Origin of the sequence: Pseudomonas pharyngis (assembly GCF_021602345.1) — a bacterium.
Taxonomy (GTDB): Bacteria; Pseudomonadota; Gammaproteobacteria; order Pseudomonadales; family Pseudomonadaceae; genus Aquipseudomonas; species Aquipseudomonas pharyngis.
On record NZ_BQID01000001.1, the window covers coordinates 128942 to 147373 of the forward strand.

The 18432-nt window shown below is 61.9% G+C and carries 11 protein-coding genes; 1 reads left to right on the forward strand and 10 read right to left on the reverse strand.

Going from position 1 to position 18432, the window contains the following annotated elements; all coding sequences use genetic code 11:
• Positions 1–130 precede the first annotated feature (130 nt).
• Positions 131–1231 (reverse strand): glycine-betaine demethylase subunit GbcB, encoded by a 1101-nt coding sequence (gene gbcB, locus L6D74_RS00580; RefSeq protein WP_011336281.1) that lies wholly within the window; start codon positions 1229–1231, stop codon positions 131–133.
• Positions 1232–1512: 281 nt separating this feature from the next.
• Between gbcB and gbcA the strand changes: the two genes are divergently transcribed.
• On the forward strand, positions 1513–2805 hold the full coding sequence (gbcA, locus tag L6D74_RS00585) for a glycine-betaine demethylase subunit GbcA (RefSeq protein ID WP_039768012.1): 1293 nt from the start codon (positions 1513–1515) through the stop codon (positions 2803–2805).
• Between the two features lie 50 nt (positions 2806–2855).
• On the opposite strand, the gene L6D74_RS00590 is transcribed toward gbcA, so the two are convergent.
• The 9 genes from L6D74_RS00590 to L6D74_RS00630 form a co-directional block, all read right to left on the reverse strand.
• On the reverse strand, positions 2856–4100 hold the full coding sequence (locus L6D74_RS00590) for a metallophosphoesterase family protein (RefSeq protein WP_236187462.1): 1245 nt from the start codon (positions 4098–4100) through the stop codon (positions 2856–2858).
• A gap of 25 nt (positions 4101–4125) precedes the next feature.
• Positions 4126–5994, reverse strand: coding sequence for a c-type cytochrome (locus L6D74_RS00595; protein ID WP_236187463.1), 1869 nt, complete (start codon positions 5992–5994; stop codon positions 4126–4128).
• A gap of 140 nt (positions 5995–6134) precedes the next feature.
• Positions 6135–9587 carry a GMC family oxidoreductase N-terminal domain-containing protein gene (locus tag L6D74_RS00600; RefSeq protein WP_236187464.1) on the reverse strand — a complete coding sequence of 1151 codons (3453 nt, stop codon included), beginning with the start codon at positions 9585–9587 and terminating at the stop codon, positions 6135–6137.
• A gap of 994 nt (positions 9588–10581) precedes the next feature.
• Positions 10582–11352: an electron transfer flavoprotein subunit beta gene (gene etfB, locus L6D74_RS00605; protein ID WP_236187465.1), complete on the reverse strand. Its 771-nt coding sequence runs from the start codon at positions 11350–11352 to the stop codon at positions 10582–10584.
• Between the two features lie 9 nt (positions 11353–11361).
• Positions 11362–12582: an electron transfer flavoprotein subunit alpha gene (gene etfA / locus L6D74_RS00610; protein WP_007959785.1), complete on the reverse strand. Its 1221-nt coding sequence runs from the start codon at positions 12580–12582 to the stop codon at positions 11362–11364.
• Positions 12582–14531 (reverse strand): dimethylglycine demethylation protein DgcB, encoded by a 1950-nt coding sequence (dgcB, locus tag L6D74_RS00615; RefSeq protein ID WP_236187466.1) that lies wholly within the window; start codon positions 14529–14531, stop codon positions 12582–12584. Before dgcB ends, etfA begins: the two co-directional genes overlap by 1 nt.
• A gap of 155 nt (positions 14532–14686) precedes the next feature.
• A complete protein-coding gene (dgcA, locus tag L6D74_RS00620) occupies positions 14687–16747 on the reverse strand; it encodes a dimethylglycine demethylation protein DgcA (RefSeq protein ID WP_011336289.1) in 2061 nt (686 codons plus the stop codon).
• 15 nt (positions 16748–16762) lie between these two features.
• Complete coding sequence (locus L6D74_RS00625) at positions 16763–17293, reverse strand: DUF5943 domain-containing protein (RefSeq protein ID WP_011336290.1); 531 nt, start codon at positions 17291–17293, stop codon at positions 16763–16765.
• A gap of 77 nt (positions 17294–17370) precedes the next feature.
• Complete coding sequence (locus L6D74_RS00630) at positions 17371–18348, reverse strand: dipeptidase (protein WP_039768004.1); 978 nt, start codon at positions 18346–18348, stop codon at positions 17371–17373.
• Between the last annotated feature and the right edge of the window lie 84 nt (positions 18349–18432).

Sequence of the window (18432 nt, forward strand, 5' to 3'; positions counted from 1 at the left end):
CGACCTGCAAGACCTTATCGATTATGGATTCGGCAAAGAAAATTCAGGTCGGCGTATTCCTAGAGCATCCCCCAATCAGCTCCCTCTCCCTCCAGGAGAGGGCTGGGGTGAGGGGGCTTTTGAAGCACCCTCAATATTCGATCCGAACATCCCCCTTCGGCACACTGCAGCAAGAAAGAATGTACCCCTCCGCCTCGTCGTCCTCGGTGATCCCGCCGTTGTGATCCATCTCCACTTCGCCACCCAGTTTGAGCACCTTGCACGTCCCGCAGATCCCCATGCCGCAGGCTTTCGGGATCATCAGGCCGACCTTGGCAGCCGCCGCATGCACGGTCTCGCCCGGCGCAACACGGATGCTCTTGTCCGAAGAAGTGAATTCCACCAGGTGCAGATCCGCCGCCGGGACTTCCGGTGCTTCCGCTGCCTGCTCGGCCTGTTCCACCGCATCGGCGCGGGCTTCCGGCGGCGTGGCGCCGAAGGATTCCTCGTGATAGCGCTTCATGTCATAGCCGGCGTTTTCCAGCAGGCGCTTGACCGCGGTCATGTACGGCGTCGGGCCGCAGCAGAAGACTTCGCGCTCGAGGAAGTCCGGCACCATCAGTTCCAGCATCTTGTGGTTGAGGTAGCCGCGATAGCCGGCCCACGGCTCGCCCAGCCCATGCTTTTCGCAGATCAGGTGCAGGCTGAAGTTGTCGATCCGCGACGCCATGTGTTCCAGCTCGCGGTGGTAAATGATGTCTTTCGGCGAGCGGGCGCTGTGGATAAACGTCATGTCGACGTTGCCGTTGGTGTCGTAGAACCAGCGCGCCATGGACATCACCGGCGTGATACCGACACCGCCGCTCAGGTACAGCACTTTCGGGCTCGGGAAGTCGATGGCGTTGAACAGCCCGACCGGCCCGTGTACCGCCAGCTCCTGGCCTTCATGCAGCGTGTCGTGCAGCCAGTTGGAGACCTTGCCCCCCGGCACGCGCTTGATGGTCACCGAAAAGCTGTAAGGCACCGATGGCGAGCTGGAGATGGTGTACGAACGCATGATCGGCTGGCCTTCGATCTCCAGCTCCAGGGTCACGAACTGTCCGGGCTTGAAGAAGAACAGGATCGGTTGGTCGGCCATGAAGCAGAAGGTGCGCACATCCCAGGTTTCCTGGATGACTTTGACGCAACGGACGATGTGTCGGCCATTGGCCCAGGTCTGGGTGGTGACCGGATTCAGGAAGCTGTTCGACATGCTGTTCTCCACGGCCGACTGTCGGCCTTCATGTGGCGATTCTGCGTATAGCGCGAACGGCCCGTTTACCTATCCGCGACATTCACATACTTATCGCGACCAGCCCCCAACCACCGGGGGTTGCGCGTCGGGAACAGATTGCACCATGTCGCCCATGGATAAGGTTCTCGCCTGCGCCGGCCCCACACTCGCCCTCAACACAAACAGATTCTTTACACCTTGCGCTGCAACCCTGATCAGCCACTTTCGCGGCCACGCAGATGGCCTTGAGGAATTCATCGATGGACACCGCAAAAATCAGCCTGGGCGACCCGCTGGAACCCGCACGCAAGGCCACCGCACAAATGCTGCAGGAACGCGAGCGCACCTATTCGCTGCCGCAGCCGTTCTACAGTGACGAGCGCCTGTTCGATATCGACATGCAGGAGATCTTCCAGAAGGAGTGGTTGATCGCCGGCATGACCTGCGAAATCCCGGCCAAGGGCAACTACATCACCCTGCAGATCGGCAAGAACCCGATCATCGTCATTCGCGGCGCCGAAGGCGTGGTGCATGCGTTCCACAACGTCTGCCGCCACCGTGGCTCGCGCCTGTGCACCAGCGACAAGGGCAAGGTCGCCAAACTGGTCTGCCACTACCACCAGTGGACGTATGAGCTGGACGGTCGCCTGCTGTTCGCCGGCACCGAGATGGGCGCCGACTTCGACATGAAGCAGTACGGTCTGAAACCGGTGAACGTGAAGACTGCCGGCGGCTACATCTTCATCAGCCTGGCGGAGAACCCGCCGGCCATCGATGACTTCCTGTCGACCCTGAACCACTACATGGAACCGTACGACATGGAAAACACCAAGGTGGCGGTGCAAACCACCTTGATGGAAAAGGCCAACTGGAAACTGGTGCTGGAAAACAACCGCGAGTGCTACCACTGCAACGGTTCGCACCCGGAGCTGCTGAAAACCCTGCTGGAATGGGACGACGTCACCGACCCGCGCGCCGATCAGGCGTTCAAGGACCACGTCGCCGCCTCCGCCGCTGCCTGGGAAGCCGAGAAGATCCCTTACGCCCACGCCAGTTTCGGCCTGCGCAACCGTATCGTGCGCATGCCGCTGCTCAAGGGCACCGTGTCGATGACCATGGACGGCAAACAGGGCTGCGCCAAGCTGATGGGCCGGATCAAGAACCCCGATCTGGGCTCGATGCGCATCCTGCACCTGCCGCACTCGTGGAACCACTGCATGGGCGACCACATTATCGTGTTCACCGTGTGGCCGATCAGCGCCCAGGAAACCATGGTCACCACCAAGTGGTTGGTGCACAAGGATGCCGTCGAAGGCGTGGACTACGACGTCGAACGCATGCGCCAGGTGTGGGATGCGACCAACGATCAGGACCGTCGTCTGGCCGAAGAGAACCAGCGCGGGATCAACTCCACGGCGTACCAGCCGGGCCCGTACTCCAAGACCTATGAGTTCGGCGTGGTCAACTTCGTGGACTGGTACAGCGAGCGGATGCTGAGCAACCTCGGGGCCGAGCCTGCGCCGTATCTCAAGGGGGTTCCGGTTCAGGGTTGATTCGCGTCATTGATCGTTCCCGCGCCCTGCGCGGGAACGATCAGAACGGATCACGTCGATGACCACCTCACCGATCCATCCTCCCCGATAAACTCCTCGAAAATCTCCTCCCCCACCAACCTGATCTTCGCGTAGCCGTTCAATACCCGCAGCGGATAGTCCGGATCGTTCGCATCCTGCGTCTCCGAAAACAGTACCCGCGAATGTCCGTTCAGCTCGCTGGTAGTCCCGTAGGGAATCGCTCCATGCCCGGCACAGCGCGCGTGCAGCCCACCCTGCGGCGCATAGACGATGCCATTGTGCAGATGCCCCCAGTACCAGTAATCCGGCTCGCGCCCCAGTGCATCGCACACCGGTTGATACAGCGCGGTCTTGTTGTGTCCGGTGATGTCGAAGCCCTGATGGTGGCTGAGCACCATGAGCTTCTTGCGTTTGGGCAGGCTTTTCATCCACTCGATCTGCGGTTTGTTGAGTGTGCCGTCCATGTACAGGTTCATGACGTCCGAGGCGTACGCCGTGTCCAGCCCGACAATCAGCCAGTCGTCATTGATCAGGGCAAAGTAGCTGGTGCCCTGCTGCCCCGGAAAACGCGCGGCCAGTTCCTTGAAATAACCATGGGCGCCGCTGTACATCTCGTGATTGGAGTTGAGGGTGAACGAGCCGTGGGTGCCCATCGGCCAGCCGGCCATGTCGGTGTCTTCCTGGGAGTGGGTGCCGGCGTAATAGACATCCCCCAGGTGAATGGTGAAATCGGCATTAGCCAATTGCATCTGGTTGGCCACCGACACCGCCGGCGCATGGCTGTTGAACGGCCCGGTGCCCCAGTCGCCGGCAATCGCCAGCGTCACCTCGCGCTCCATGGTCACCAGCGCCGGATCGGTGCCGAAGGTCGCGTGATGGCGCAGGTTCTCGATCCACTTCAGCAGCGCCTCGCTCCACAGCAGATCCAGCAGCTCCCATTTGCGGCAGCCCAGCAGCGTGCCGTCCTTGAGCACCTTGGTCTGCAGTTGATCGGGCGATTGCGGCAACGGCGTCGCGTTGCCGATGCGCAGGATCGACAGGCCGTGGGCCAACTCCCACGGCACTGCCGGCTCGTCGTCCGGCAGCTCGCCGTGCTTGAGCACGTATTGCGCCTGATCGTGACCGCGCTGGAGCAACTTGATGATGGCTTGAAACTCCTGCGGCTCCAGCTCGCTGATGAGCTTCATCCAGGCCATTTCGATGCGCGTGAACAACCCGTGCAGGCGCAGCTTGACCTTGTCGTATTCGTGTTTCAGATGACCGACCGCTGACATGGCGTAATCCTCTATCCGTAGGGGTTCACAGGGTTTTCATGAATTCGATCAGCGCACGCTTGTCGTCGTCCGACAGCGTCGTGCCGTACAGGTGACCGCTGTTGTGGTTGCCCTCCAGGCGCGTGTCGTAGGTGAAATCCGCCGAGGCTTTGGCCTGGGCGCCACTGGTCACGAAGCCAACGTTGACCGGGTCGTAGACATCGGAGCCGGTGATGAACACCTGTGGACGTTTTTCCGGCGGTTGCAGCAAGTCCCACAGGGTCGGCACCGAGCCGTTGTGCAGATACGGCGCGCGCAGCCAGATGCCGTCGGTGGGCGTGTTGCTGTAGCTCTGGGTCTTGCGGTAGGCGCCGAAATCGAACGGCGGTTTCTTGAAGGTGTGGAACGCCGCCACCAGCCCGGTGGTGAACGAGTTCAGCCGGTGCGGATCGGTGCCGAGCTGGTCGATATTGGTGGTGACCTGCCCGGTGTCGACGCGACCGAAATCGTGACAACCCGCGCAGTTAGCCTCCCACACCGGTTTGCCCTGAGCGACCTTGGCCTGATCCAGTGCCCACGGCCACGCCGGCGCCTTGTGCCCGAGCAGCCAGTTGGTCACCCGATTGAAGCTCGGCGGCAGCACTGACTCCGGCGTCGCGCCCACGGCCATCGCGGCGGCGTAGTTGCGCTCGTGGATCTTGTTGTTATTGCCGTCCCAGTGCAGGTACATCGATTCCCGGGGTTTCTGGTTCCACACTTGCGGCAGGTCGACGGTGCCGATGGTCGAGTCATCCGGGAAACCGAACACCACCATTTTCGTCGGGTTGAAGGTGTCGGTTCGCCCCGGTCCCTGTTGCGGGCGCAGCTTCTGCCAGGCGTAGGCCTGCTTCTGTTTGAGCAGCGCGGTCTTGGCCATCGGGATGATCAGGTAACGGTTGTAGAGCTTCTCGAAAAAGCCGAGTTGGAATTTGCTGTTGATCGCCGCCATCACCGCGTCGGTGGTGAATTTCGGATCACTGGCGCAATCGTAGGCGAACCACTGGAAGGCCTGCAGTTGCAGGGTATTGGCCGGTGCGCTCGGCACATTCACCGCGACGTCGCTGGCATTCGCCCGGTAGGAACCGGTGTGGCACAGCGCGCAGTTCGGCTCGACGGTCGGGTAGCCGACCTGTCGCTTGGCCATGCCGATCGGCAGGTCCTTGCCGTTCTCGAACAGGAAACCGAAAACTTCCCAGCCACCGGGTTTCGGCAGTTTTTCCGGGCACATCTGCGGCAGCACCGAGAACAGGTAATAGGGAATCCGCGCTTCGATACCGAGACCGATAGCGGCGTATTTGTAGTGGTCTTCGTCGGAGGCGTAATCCTGCTCCGGCACCACGCGCAGCATCTGATACCAGGTCTGGTAACCGATGAACGCCAGCAGCGCCACCACGACCAGCGTGCCGACCTTGAACCCGTGGCTCTGCCAGTGCCGCGCCCACGCCGCCCGCCATTCGCGCCAGCCATCACAGAGCAGCGCCAAGGGTCGGTTTTCAGGAGGGGTGCCGAGGTACAGCAGGATGCCGAGGATCAGGAAAAAGCCCAGGTCGCCCATCAGCATCGGCACGAACACCGAGCCCTGGCTGCTGGTGTTGATCAGGTAGATCCAGAACGCCACGGCGATCAACCGCGTCAGCACGCACAACCAGGAATGCACCACATAGCGCGGCGCGTTGAAGCCCGACGGCATGTAGAACACGCTGATACCCACCAGCAGCATCCCGGCGTTTTCCAGCCACGGGTCGGAGAGTTGCGGCGGCAGGCCGACCACCGATGTCAGCAACCCCGGCGCAAACAGCGCCGGGATCGCGAACACCATGTTCATCGCAATGCCGAGCCAGATGAAGCGTTGAAACCAGCGGATGTAGCTGTCCATGTCATCCATTTCCTTGTGCAGACCGGAGAGATATAGCGCCCGACACCCCGCCATCGCTGGCAGGCCAGCTCCCACCAATGCGCATCGCATTCCAATGTGGGAGCGAGCCTGCTCGCGATTGCAGTCGACTCGGTTTCAAGTCAACCGAGGGCCGTTTTCTCCAGGTGTTCAAGGATGATCGGATACACATCGACCACCGCGTTCTTGCCGAACATGCAGTCGATGTGGCCGTAACCCGGCACCACATGCCGGCTGTAGCGCTCCGGCCCATGCTTCTCGCAAACCTTCTGATAAGTCTTGAGCGTACTTTCCGGCAGATAACACTGGTTATCGGCGCCGCTGATGAAGCAGATCGGCATGGTCAGCCGATCAAAGTGCGGCATGTACACGTCGTGCCCTTTGAAATCCACCAGATGCCCTTTGCGCACGATCAGCGCCAGGTGCTCGAAGGTCTCGATGTTCGACTCGCCGAACAGCTCGTGCAGGTTGTCGTGCAGCGTTTCATTGAGGGTGTCGTGGCGATACAGCGAGGCGTACATGAAGGTGATGCGGTGGCACACCGGATTGGTGCAATAGCCCTGGGCTTCGATTCGCGCGTAGCCGTTGAGCGCCTTGTCGTAGAGCCGGTTGAACCAGTTCTCCTTGCTGTCGGCGTAGGCGGTCATGGATTTGATGCCGATCGCGTCGAGCATTCCCGGCAAGTGCAGACCGGCCTTCAACCCCGTTGCGGTCGCGACCACCGTGTCGGCGGCAATCTGCGAGCAGACCACCGAACGCACGCCCTGCAAGCCGGCGAGCAATGACATGAAGAACGTGGTCGCGCCATAGCAATGCACCACGCACTGCACGTCCTTGGCTTTGGTTTCCTGCTGGATCTGCGCGATGGCGGCCTTGAAGTCGTACTGGGCGATCTGGTCGCCGTTCCATTCTTTCTTGCTTGCCGGCAGCAGGATGCTCACCCGGAAATCCAGCAGCCACACGTCGTAGTCGTGCTTGCACAGAAACTCAAGCAGGTTGGTCTGGATCGTATCGGTGGAAAAGATATTCGAGCCCACCCCCAGGCCATGCACCAGCATCACCGGGCCTTTGCTGCCGGCCTGATAGCGGGTCAGGCGCAACTGCACGCCGTCTTCGGTGGAGAAGAAATGCACGGCCGGCGTCGGCGCATCCAGTGGCCGTTTCAGCCGTGGCGGTGCGTCGGGGTTGAAGTATTTGTCACCGGCGAACACCCCACCGTAACTCTCCCAGAGAATCCCGGCGAAGAACTTGCCGAACCGCGCCAGCCCTTCGATGCGCTCACGCTCGTTGCGCGCATTGAGGACTTTCATGGTGGTCATCTGCTTGGCGAAATCGGTCGGTTTGATGTGCATCACCCCGGAGCCGATCACCTCGCCGGTCTTGTCCGGCCCGCGATACAGCGTGACGTAGAGGGTGCTGGTGTCATGCCAGATATTCAGCACGCCGTTGTCTTCCGGCACGGTCTTGAAGGCGCTGAAGAAGTAGTCGTTGCCGTCCTCGGCGGTCAGTTTCATGTCGTACTTCATGTGGCGCGTATCGACCTGCTGTTCGAATTGCTCGAACAGGTTGAACACACCGTTGCTGGCGGTCAGCGGTTCTGGCGACAGCGCCGGAGCGATCACCGTGCCGACGATGGTCGCGGCGTGTTCCGGCTCCTTGATCATCCGGTTGAGGTCGTTGGCGGTGATGGTCAGGGTGAAGTCGATCGGCGAGTTGTCCGCCTCGCCGCGTTTGGCGGCCGCCTCGTAAACCTTGAGGTCGGTGCTTTGCGCGGCGGTGAAGGCGCGGGAGAAGTAGCCTTTCATGGTTTCAGTGAACTGCACGCCAAGGGTCGGCGGCGCGGTCTGTTTGCGCGGCGCCGACGGCAGCGTGTAGTCGATCGTCCAGCCTCGGTCTGCCGCCAGCAGGCCCATGTTGCGCTCGCTCACGGCGGAGATGGTCAGCAGCGGATTGACCGCCAGTGACGTCGGGATCACCGCGCCGTCGGTCACGTACAGGTTAGCGTAGACATCGGTGCCACTGGCGCCGCTGAACACCTGGCCCTTGTGGTTGACCACGCCTTGCGCGGCGTCTTCGCCCATCACGCAACCACCGAGCGGATGCACCGAGACGATGCTGTGCTTGAGCAGCTTGGTCCAGATCGGATTCTCGACCCAGATCCCGCCCAGGGCCTTGGTGCTCTGGTACAGGCGTTGGTTGCCGATCTTGAAGTTTTCCTGCTCGCCGACACCCGGCCAGTCGATGCGCAGTTGATCCTTGCTGTCGAGAACCATGCGTCCCTGGCCGCTGTCGTGGCTCATGATCAGGTAGGTCTGCATGTTGTGCAGCGCGCCGTGATACGGGCCGCGCAGGAAGCTTTCAGCTTCGCGCTCCTTGTACTTCACCTTGCCACTGAAGCTGTCGTCGGTGGGCTTGCCGATCATTTCGGCGAACCCGGCCATCGCCGGCACCATCGGCCGGCCGAGCGCGCCGGGGATCGAGCCTTCCTCGATGACCATGCGACTGCTGCGGTCACCCTCGGTGCGCATGTCGATGATCGAGGTGATGCATGGGCCGACCGGTTGCAGTTCCTTGGCCGAATGCGCGCCGAAACCGATGCCGTTGATGGTCTGCTCACAGTTGTGGCCGAAGCCGAGGATGTCGCCGTTGCCGCTCATGTTCTCGCCGAGCTGGCCGGACATCGCCAGGCCTTTGTCCCGCGAACGCAGCAGAATTTCAGTGGAGCCGAGGGTGCCGGCAGACACCACTACGATGTCAGCCTTCACGAACAAGGTCGGGGCGTCGAACTTCTCGCGGCCGCTGTCCAGGTACTGGAAGTGCACGATCCAGCCATTGCCGTCCCGCTCCAGATGCCGCACCTGGGCCTGACAGAAAATCTCCGCGCCGTGATTGGTGGCGTCCGGCAGGTAGTTCATCAGCGTGGTGTTCTTGGCCTTGTTGTTACAACCCGAAACGCAGTCGCCACAGTGGTTGCACGGCAGTTGCTCGACGCCGACGTGGTTGAGGTTGTTCGGCAGTTTGTCGAAGGTCACGTTGATCGGCGGCTTGTAGAAGTGCGCGCCTTGCTTGAGGAAGTCTGCCGATTTTTTGTTGGCATCGAGTTTCGGCAGGTTCGGCGCGGTGCTCGGGTAGGGATTGGGTTTGAGCATCTCCCGGGCCCTGGCGTAACCCGCCTTGAGCAAGCCGTCGTGGTCCTCGCGTACCGCCAGGGGCCAGCGCGGATCCTGAAACACATCGACAGTCGGCTCCAGGGAAACGTTGGCATTGATCAGCGACGTGCCACCGAGGCCGCAACCGACCACCACGTTCTGCTGCGCGTTGACGTGCAGGTCGAACAGTCCGGTGCGCGAGCCGATGTGGCCGTCCGGATCGTGCACCTGCAACTCTTCGGTCGCGGCGATCATGGTGTTGGGGTATTCGCCGGGCTGGATCTCCCGACCGCGTTCCAGCAGACAGACCCTTTTACCGGCCCGGGACAGGCGCGACGCGGCAATGCCGCCGCCATACCCGGAGCCGATGACGATCACGTCGTAGTGTTCCTTGATGTCGCTGATGGGCGTTGCGATCCGTGTCATGAGGTGGTTCCTCTCTCAGGCAGATGGGGCAACTCTGCGGTTGCCTGCAATCGATGGGCGAACGGGCACCTGGCCTTCGGGTAATCCCGACGGCAGTACAGCGGTTTGGGCAGGAATCAGGCGCTACAGACGGGCGTGCTGATTGGCGGCACGACGCAACGTGCGCTTGCGCGGCGAAGGTGCCGGCAGAGCACGAAGCATGCAGGGGTTGAGGGGTAAGCGGTAGGGCCGGGTATCCATCACGCGTTCTCCCTGAACCAGATGTGGATAAGTGACAGCTGTCCTTGTGCCATTGCAGTGAAGACAGGCACCGGATCGAAGTCAAGGCAGGCTCTTAGAACTGTATGAAATCTGATCAATTGCCTTTTGGACTAAGCCCGCCGGGGGTTGCAGGGTTTGGCGAACAAGTTATCCACATAGCCACCCACAGCTAATGGGGACAACTGTGGATGATCTGGAAAAATAATCGCGGTTTTGTGAAGAAAAACCGTGACTTATCCAGAAGCAGGGTTTCCATAAGCGATTGACTGTTTTTTGATCAAGTCGCTACATGGCACGGATTACGTGGCTTACAGAGGATGGCGAACACCTTATCCACAGAAGCGCCAACAGAGTTCGGGGGTAACTTGGCGGATGCTGTGGAAAAGCGCTGGGGGCGTTGATAAATCGGGGTTTGCGTGGGGATCGGTGGTTTAAAAAGCTGAATTGAACGTTTTTTGATCAGATCCTTGTAAGCCACGGTTTATCTGGCTCTTAGCGGATAGCGAACATCTTATCCACAGAAGCGCCAACAGAGATTGGGGGCAAGTCCGGGAGTTGTTCTGGAGAAAAACTCAGAAAAAACCGCTAGTTAGACTGGTTGTTTTTTGATCTGGGGGCTGGAGAGCTTGATTGGCGTGGGGTGCAGGGAGGGGCGAACACGTTATCCACAAATCCGCCAACAGGGATTGTGGGTAAAGCGCCCTCTCCCAAAGGGAGAGGGTCAGCAAAGGTCTCAGCGGACAACACCTTCTTCGATCAGCAGTTTGAGAATGGCTTCAGCACCAGCCTGCGCCGTCACGCCTTTCAGGACTTGCCCACCACCGCCACTGGCCTTGGCCGTCGCCGCCTTCATCCGGTCCGCCCCGCTCTTGGCCTTGATCACCTTCAACCGTTTCGGCCGGGGCTTGGCCGGTTGCAGGGTCGCCACCGCGAGCAGTTCGTCATCCACCACTTCCACGTCTTTCGCCTGAAGAACGCCACGTCGCGCCGGGCCATAAGCACTCTGCCGAGGCTTGGGTGCAGCGTTATCCACAGTCGCCAGAAACGGCAGGCGCACCTTCAACCGGCGCCGCTGCCCGCGAGGCAACGCTTGCAGCACCAGCGCCGAACCGTCGTTGATCGACTCGACCTGCGCCAGACCCACCACCAATGGCCAGCCCAGTCCTTCGGCCAGCAGAAACGGCAGCATTCCCGAACCTTCTCCGGTTTCCGCCTGACTGCCGGTCAGTACGACTTGCGCGCCAGCATCACGCAGATAGTCGGTCAACGCCGGCAGCGCATCGGCGCCCGCCGGTTGTTCCAGCACGTGCAACTGTTCCAGTCCCATGCCCAGATAGGCGCGCAGCGCCGGTTCCGCGATGTCGCCGGCGTGCAGCACTTGCAGGTTATCCCCCGCCAGTTGCAGGCCGAGCTCCACCGCGCGGGCGTCCTGATCGGCGCGGCGCGGGCGGCCGGAGGTCGGGTGGGCGCCGATTGAAACCAGACTGATGATCTTTGTGCTCATAACCGTTCCTTAAGCCGCATCGCGCTTGGCTTCGTTGCGGTAAGCCTCTACCGCCGCGATCAAGGCCTGAAGAATTTCCGCGCTTTCGCCGATCACCGACAGGTCGGCACGCTTGATCATGTCGCAACCCGGATCGAGGTTGATCGCCACCACTTTGTCGCAGGCACCGATGCCCTGCAGGTGCTGGATCGCCCCGGAAATCCCCACGGCCACGTATACCCGCGCCGTAACCCAGGTGCCGGACGCGCCGACCTGGCGGTCGCGGGCCATGAAGCCGTCGTCCACCGCCACCCGCGAGGCGCCTTCGGTGGCGCCGAGAGCGGCGGCGGTCCTGTGGAAAAGCTCCCAGTCCTTGACCCCGTTACCACCTGAGAAGATGAACTCGGCTTCGGCCATCGGAATCGCTGCCGGATCCACCGCCACCGCACCCAGATCCTCGATCCGCGACAGGCTGCGTGCGACGGGTGTGGATAACTCCACCGGCAGCGCTTCGTGCCGGGTTTCGCTGACCGGTTCCGCACATTCGGCAGACGCCAGAATCAACCGCGCCACCGGGCGGGCCAGATCCTGCAACCCGGCACCGGCGCGGCCGATGCACTCCTGATCCTTGACCTGCCACACCCGTGTCGCCGGACGTTCACCCAGAGCAGCAGCAAAGCGCCGACCGAGTTCGCCGCCACCGCTGCGGCTGTCCGGCAGCAGCCAGTGACGCGGGTTGAACTGGTTATCCACAGCCCGCAGGCCCTGGATCCGTTGCTCCGGTGCATAACCGCTGAATTCTTCGCCTTCCAGCACCAGCAAGCGGTCAACGCCTGCGGTGGCGAAAGCGTTTTCCTTGTGCTCACCGAACACCACGGCCAGCACCGCGCCGTCGCTGCCGGCCAGCTGATGAGCCAGACCGAGCAGGTCACGGTCGTGGCTGCTTAGACGACCACCGACCATGTCCGGAACCACGCTGATGTAGAACGCCGGGGCCGGCACCTGATGCAGCGGCAATTGCACTTCGACCGCGGCCGAGCGTTTGACCGCCCCGCCCTGTTGAGCGCCGCTGCGGTCGATGCGCTTGATGCCGTTCGGTCCGATGAAGCCGATGCCGTGCAGGTTCTTGCGGATGATCCCGTTGGGGCCCATCCAGCTGTGTTGCGCCGGTTGCATGGCCGCGTGCAGCGGGTGCAGGCGGTTGCGTGCGATCCATTCGGCGCGGGGGTCGCGGCGGATAATGTCGCTCATCAGTGGGCCTCCGCAGGTTCACGTTTGGCCGGGGTGGCAGGCTTGTTCGGCGCGGCGTCTTCAAGCAGCGCGTCGGCCACCAGTTCGGCAATGTCCTTGATCAGCGGGCGCGGCTCGACCACGCCTTCGAGCATCGCCGTGCACTGTGGACAACCCACGGCCACCAGTTCGGCACCGGTCTCGCGAATGTCTTCCATGCGCATGTCGGGGATCCGCTGCTTGCCCGGAATATCAGTGATCGGCGCCCCGCCACCGCCGCCGCAGCAGCGCGAACGGAAGCCGGAACGTTGCATTTCCTTGATCTCGATGCCGAGCGCGCGCAGCACTTCGCGCGGCGCTTCGTACTCGCCGTTGTAGCGGCCGAGGTAGCACGGATCGTGATAGGTCACGCTGTTGCCTTTGTGCTGACCGAGGTTCAGCGCGCCGGCCTGAATGATTTCCGCCAGATAAGTGCTGTGGTGCTGCACGAGGTAGTTGCCATCGAACGCGCCGTACTCGTTTTTCAACACGTGGAAACTGTGCGGATCGCAGGTGACGATGCGGTTGAAGCTGTATTTGGCCAGGGTCTGGATATTGCGTTTGGCGAGCAGCTGGAAAGTCGCTTCATCACCCAGACGGCGGGCCACGTCGCCGCTGTCGCGCTCTTCCAGACCCAGTACCGCGAAGTCGACCTTGGCCGCTTTCAGCACTTTGACGAACGCCCGCAGAGTACGCTGGTTGCGCATGTCGAAGGCACCGTCGCCAACCCAGAACAGCACGTCGGTGGACTTCTTCTCGCTGAGCAGGTTGAGGTTCAGGTCGGCCGCCCAGTTCATTCGACCGCCCGGGGCGAAACCGCCAGGGTTGTCGGTGGCAATCAGGTTTTCCAGGACTTCGGCGCCCTTGTTCGGGGTCGCGCCTTTCTCCAGGGTCAGGTGCCGGCGCATGTCGACGATGGCATCGACGTGCTCGATCATCATCGGGCATTCCTCGACGCAGGCGCGGCAGGTGGTGCACGACCACAGGGTTTCGGCGTCGACCAGACCGTTGACGATCGGTTGATGCGGATTGCCGCTGTGTTCGCCCACCGGTTTGCCCGGATACGGGCTGCCGGCAAACTTGGCATCGGTGCCGCCAGCAAGGCCGACCACCATGTCCTGAATCAGTTTTTTCGGGTTCAGCGGCTGGCCGGCGGCGAACGCCGGGCACGCCGCTTCGCACTTGCCGCACTGCACGCAGGCGTCGAAACCGAGCAATTGGTTCCAGGTGAAATCCTTGGGTTTCTCCACGCCCAATGGCGCGGTTGGATCATTCAGATCCAGCGGTTTCAAACCGGTCGAACGGCCGCCGCCAAAGCGTTCGGCGCGACGGTGCCAGGCCAGGTGCAGGGCACCGGCGAAGGCGTGTTTCATCGGGCCGCCCCAGGTCATGCCGAAGAACAGTTCCGACACGCCCCACAACACACCGATGCCGAGAATCGCTGCGAGCACCCAGCCGCCGAAGTTCTCCGGCAGGATCCCGGCCACCGGCAAGGTCACCAGGAAGAACGAGGCCGAGAACGCCAGCAGGCTTTTCGGCAGGCGCATCCACGGGCCTTTCGACAGCCGCGCCGGCGGGTTGAGCCGGCGCCGATAAACGAAGATCGCGCCGACGAACATCACCGCCGTCATCAGCAGCAACGCGTAGCCGAGAATGCGGTTATGCAGGCCGAAACCGTGCACCAGAATCGCCAGCACGATCGACGCCACCGCACCGCCCGCCGTGGCGACGTGGGTGTTGGCGATGTATTTGTCCCGCGCCACCACGTGGTGCAGATCGACCATGTAACGCTTGGGCATGGCGAACAGGCCGCCGATCAGATCGACCTTCGAGGCCCGGCCCCGGCGCCACATGGCCACCCGCCGCAACGCTCCCAGCACCGCGAGGGCCAGGGCTGCGAACAACAGGATTGGAAGAAGGGTGTTCAACATGGTGAAGCTCCCACCAGTACAGCCTGGAGAAACACGTTCGGCGTGTTCCTGTGGGAGCGAGCTTGCTCGCGAAAGCGCCGGGTCAGTCGATGCAACGGTGACTGACAGAATGCATTCGCGGGCAAGCCCGCTCCCACAGGGTCTTGTGCAAGCTTTTAGAAATCCTTGCAGAGGCGCAGGGCGTCGTAGATGGCGGCGTGGGTATTACGCTGCGCCACGCAGTCACCGATGCGGAACAGCAAGTAACCGTCGCCGGTGCTGCTCAACGAAGGTTGCGGCTGGATCGCGAACAGCGCCTCGACGTCGATCTGGCCCTTGTTGCGCGAGCCGTCCTTGAGGGCGTAGTAGATTTCCTCGTCCGGGCGCACGCCGTTCTCGACGACCACCTGATCCACCACCCGCTCTTCTTTGGCGCCGGTGTATTCGTTTTCCAACACCGCGACCAGCTTGTCACCTTCGCGGTAGACCTTCTCCAGCATCATGTCGCCGGTCATGATCACTTCTTTCGGGTACATGCTGCGGTAGTAGGTCGGGAACGACGTACCGCCGATGGCCACGCCCGGCTTGATGTCGTCGGTGACGATCTCGACCTGGCTGCCCTTGTCGGCGAGGAAGTCGGCCACCGACATCCCGGTGAACTCGCAGATGGTGTCGTAGACCAGCACGTTCTTGCCCGGCGCGACCTTGCCGTCGAGCACGTCCCAGCTGCTGACGACCAGCCCTTCGGCGGCGCCCCAGTGTTCGTTCTGTTCCAGGTACGGATGCCCGCCAACGGCCAGCACCACGATGTCCGGACGCAGGTCCATGATGGTGTCGGCGTCCGCCGCAGTGCCCAGGCGCAGATCAACTTTCAGCCGCGCCAGCTCCAGCTGGAACCAGCGGGTGATACCGGCAATCTGGTCACGCTGCGGCGCTTTCGAGGCGGTGGTGATTTGCCCGCCGATGAATTCCTTCTTCTCGAACAGGGTCACGTCGTGGCCACGTTCGGCCGCCACACGGGCCGCTTCCATCCCCGCCGGGCCGGCACCGACGATCACCACCTTGCGTTTCGGCCCGGTGGATTTCTCGATGATGTGCGGCACGCCCATGTATTCACGGGAGGTCGCGGCGTTCTGGATGCACAGCACGTCCAGACCCTGGTACTGACGGTCGATGCAATAGTTGGCGCCGACGCACTGCTTGATCTGGTCGATCTGGCCCATCTTGATCTTGGCGATCAGGTGCGGGTCGGCGATGTGGGCGCGGGTCATGCCGACCATGTCGACGTAACCGCCCTCCAGAATCCGCGTGGCCTGGTTCGGGTCCTTGATGTTCTGCGCGTGGAGCACCGGAACCTTGACCACTTCCTTGATCCCGGCCGCCAGGTGCAGGAACGGCTCCGGCGGATAACTCATGTTCGGAATCACGTTGGCCAGGGTGTTGTGGGTATCGCAACCCGAGCCGACGACGCCGATGAAATCGAGCATGCCGGTGTCGTCGTAATACTTGGCGATCTGCTTCATGTCTTCGTGGGACAGACCGTCCGGGTGGAACTCGTCACCGCAGATGCGCATGCCGACGCAGAAGTCGTCACCGACTTCGGCACGCACGGCTTTCAAGACTTCCAGACCGAACTTCATCCGGCCCTCGAAAGTGCCGCCCCATTCGTCGGTCCGCTTGTTGACGCGCGGGCTCCAGAACTGGTCGATCATGTGCTGGTGCACGGCCGACAGTTCGACCCCGTCCAGGCCACCGGCCTTGGCGCGGCGCGCGGCTTGCGCGTAGTTGCCGATCACCCGCCAGATTTCTTCCGGCTCGATGGTCTTGCAGGTGGCGCGGTGCACCGGTTCGCGGATGCCCGACGGCGACATCAGGGTCGGCCAGTGGAAACCGTCCCAACGGGAGCGACGGCCCATGTGGGTAATCTGGATCATGATCTTGGCACCATGCTTGTGCATGGCGTCGGCGAGATTCTGGAAGTGCGGGATGATCCGGTCGGTGGACAGGTTCACCGAACTCCACCATTGCTGCGGGCTGTCGATCGCCACCACGGACGAACCGCCACAGATCGCCAGGCCGATGCCGCCCTTGGCTTTCTCTTCGTAATACTTGACGTACCGCTCGGTGGTCATGCCGCCGTCGGTCGCGTAGACCTCGGCGTGCGCGGTGCTGAGCACGCGGTTGCGGATGGTCAGTTTGCCGATCTGGATCGGCTGGAACATTGCTTCGAAAGCCATGGCGGGTTCCTCGACTTACAACGGCTTGACGGTGAACAGGCCGTCGTCGTGGCCTTCTTCGGAGCCACCGTAAACCTGCTCGGCCACGGTGCGGATCTGGCTGCCGCGCGCGGCGAGAATCTGGTCCATGGCACCGGCAAACCAGCCGGTGAACATGTAGTCGACCTTGCGCCCGACCTTGCCGTAGACGTAGACGAACGCCGAGTGTTCGAGCTTGACGCTGGCGGTGCCTTTGTCGAGGTCGATGTCCTGGATCTTGAACAGGCCCCAGCCGCGCTGCGACAGGCGCTTCATGTAGTGTTCGAACACCGCGACGCCTTCCAGGCCGTGGCACTCGGCTTCTTTTTCACACCAGTGCCAGGCGGATTTGTAGCCGGCCTTGTAGAGGATTTCGGCATAGGCGTCAGCGCCCAGCACTTCCTCGATGCCCATGTGGTTGTTGACGAAGAAATGGCGCGGCACGTACAGCATTGGCAGGGCGTCGGAGGTCCAGACACCGGTCTCGCTGTCGACTTCGATTGGCAATTGCGGGGCGATCTTGGCCATGGAAACTTAACTCCAGAAAAATTTTGGTGTTGCCCCCGGCGCGGACGGCCGGGGGAAAGTATTCGGGAAGCGGCGGCTTATTCGCCCCAGACGTCTTTCAGGACGTTCACCCAGTTTTCGCCCATGATCTTGCGTACCACGCGCTCGGAGTGGCCGCGCTTGAGCAGGGTTTCGGTCAGGTTCGGGAACTCGCCGACTGTGCGGATGCCCAGCGGGTTGATGATCTTGCCGAAGTTGGTCAGACGGCGGGCGTAGCCCTTGTCGTGGGTCAGGTATTCGAAGAAGTCCTGGCCGTGACCCTGGGTGAAGTCGGTGCCGATGCCGATGGCGTCTTCGCCGACCAGGTTCATGGTGTATTCGATGGCTTCGGCGTAGTCGTCGATGGTCGAATCGATGCCCTTGGCCAGGAACGGCGCGAACATGGTCACGCCGACGAAACCGCCGTGGTCGGCAATAAACTTAAGCTCTTCATCGGATTTGTTGCGCGGGTGCTCTTTCAGCCCCGACGGCAGGCAGTGGGAATAGCAGACCGGTTTTTTCGATTCGAGGATGACTTCCTCGGAAGTCTTGGAGCCGACGTGGGACAGGTCGCACATGACACCGACGCGGTTCATCTCGGCGACGATTTCGCGACCGAAACCCGACAGGCCGCCGTCACGTTCGTAGCAACCGGTGCCCACCAGATTCTGAGTGTTGTAGCACATCTGCACGATGCCGACGCCGAGCTGCTTGAACACCTCGACATAGCCGATCTGGTCTTCGAACGCGTGGGCGTTCTGGAAGCCGAAGAGGATGCCGGTCTTGCCTTGCTCCTTGGCCTTGCGGATGTCGGCGGTGGTGCGGACGGGGATCACCAGGTCGCTGTTTTCACGAATCAGTTTCTGGCTGGCGGCGATGTTGTTGACCGTGGCCTGAAAGCCCTCCCACACCGACACGGTGCAGTTGGCCGCCGTCAGACCGCCCTTGCGCATGTCTTCGAACAGCTCGCGGTTCCATTTGGCAATGATCAGACCGTCGATAACGATGCTGTCGGCGTGTAATTCGGCTGGGCTCATCAGGCGTCCCCTTATTGGCGATTCATGCGCCGAATCGTCTGCCGGCGCTTTGGGGCCAGCATATGCCTCGGTGCGCGACCAGCC

Bases quoted from the DNA above. Each gene is read 5' to 3' on its own strand.
- gbcB (WP_011336281.1), bottom strand. From the start codon at position 1,231: ATGTCGAACAGCTTCCTGAATCCGGTCACCACCCAGACCTGGGCCAAT.
- gbcA (WP_039768012.1), top strand. From the start codon at position 1,513: ATGGACACCGCAAAAATCAGCCTGGGCGACCCGCTGGAACCCGCACGC.
- L6D74_RS00590 (WP_236187462.1), bottom strand. From the start codon at position 4,100: ATGTCAGCGGTCGGTCATCTGAAACACGAATACGACAAGGTCAAGCTG.
- L6D74_RS00595 (WP_236187463.1), bottom strand. From the start codon at position 5,994: ATGGACAGCTACATCCGCTGGTTTCAACGCTTCATCTGGCTCGGCATT.
- L6D74_RS00600 (WP_236187464.1), bottom strand. From the start codon at position 9,587: ATGACACGGATCGCAACGCCCATCAGCGACATCAAGGAACACTACGAC.
- etfB (WP_236187465.1), bottom strand. From the start codon at position 11,352: ATGAGCACAAAGATCATCAGTCTGGTTTCAATCGGCGCCCACCCGACC.
- etfA (WP_007959785.1), bottom strand. From the start codon at position 12,582: ATGAGCGACATTATCCGCCGCGACCCCCGCGCCGAATGGATCGCACGC.
- dgcB (WP_236187466.1), bottom strand. From the start codon at position 14,531: ATGTTGAACACCCTTCTTCCAATCCTGTTGTTCGCAGCCCTGGCCCTC.
- dgcA (WP_011336289.1), bottom strand. From the start codon at position 16,747: ATGGCTTTCGAAGCAATGTTCCAGCCGATCCAGATCGGCAAACTGACC.
- L6D74_RS00625 (WP_011336290.1), bottom strand. From the start codon at position 17,293: ATGGCCAAGATCGCCCCGCAATTGCCAATCGAAGTCGACAGCGAGACC.
- L6D74_RS00630 (WP_039768004.1), bottom strand. From the start codon at position 18,348: ATGAGCCCAGCCGAATTACACGCCGACAGCATCGTTATCGACGGTCTG.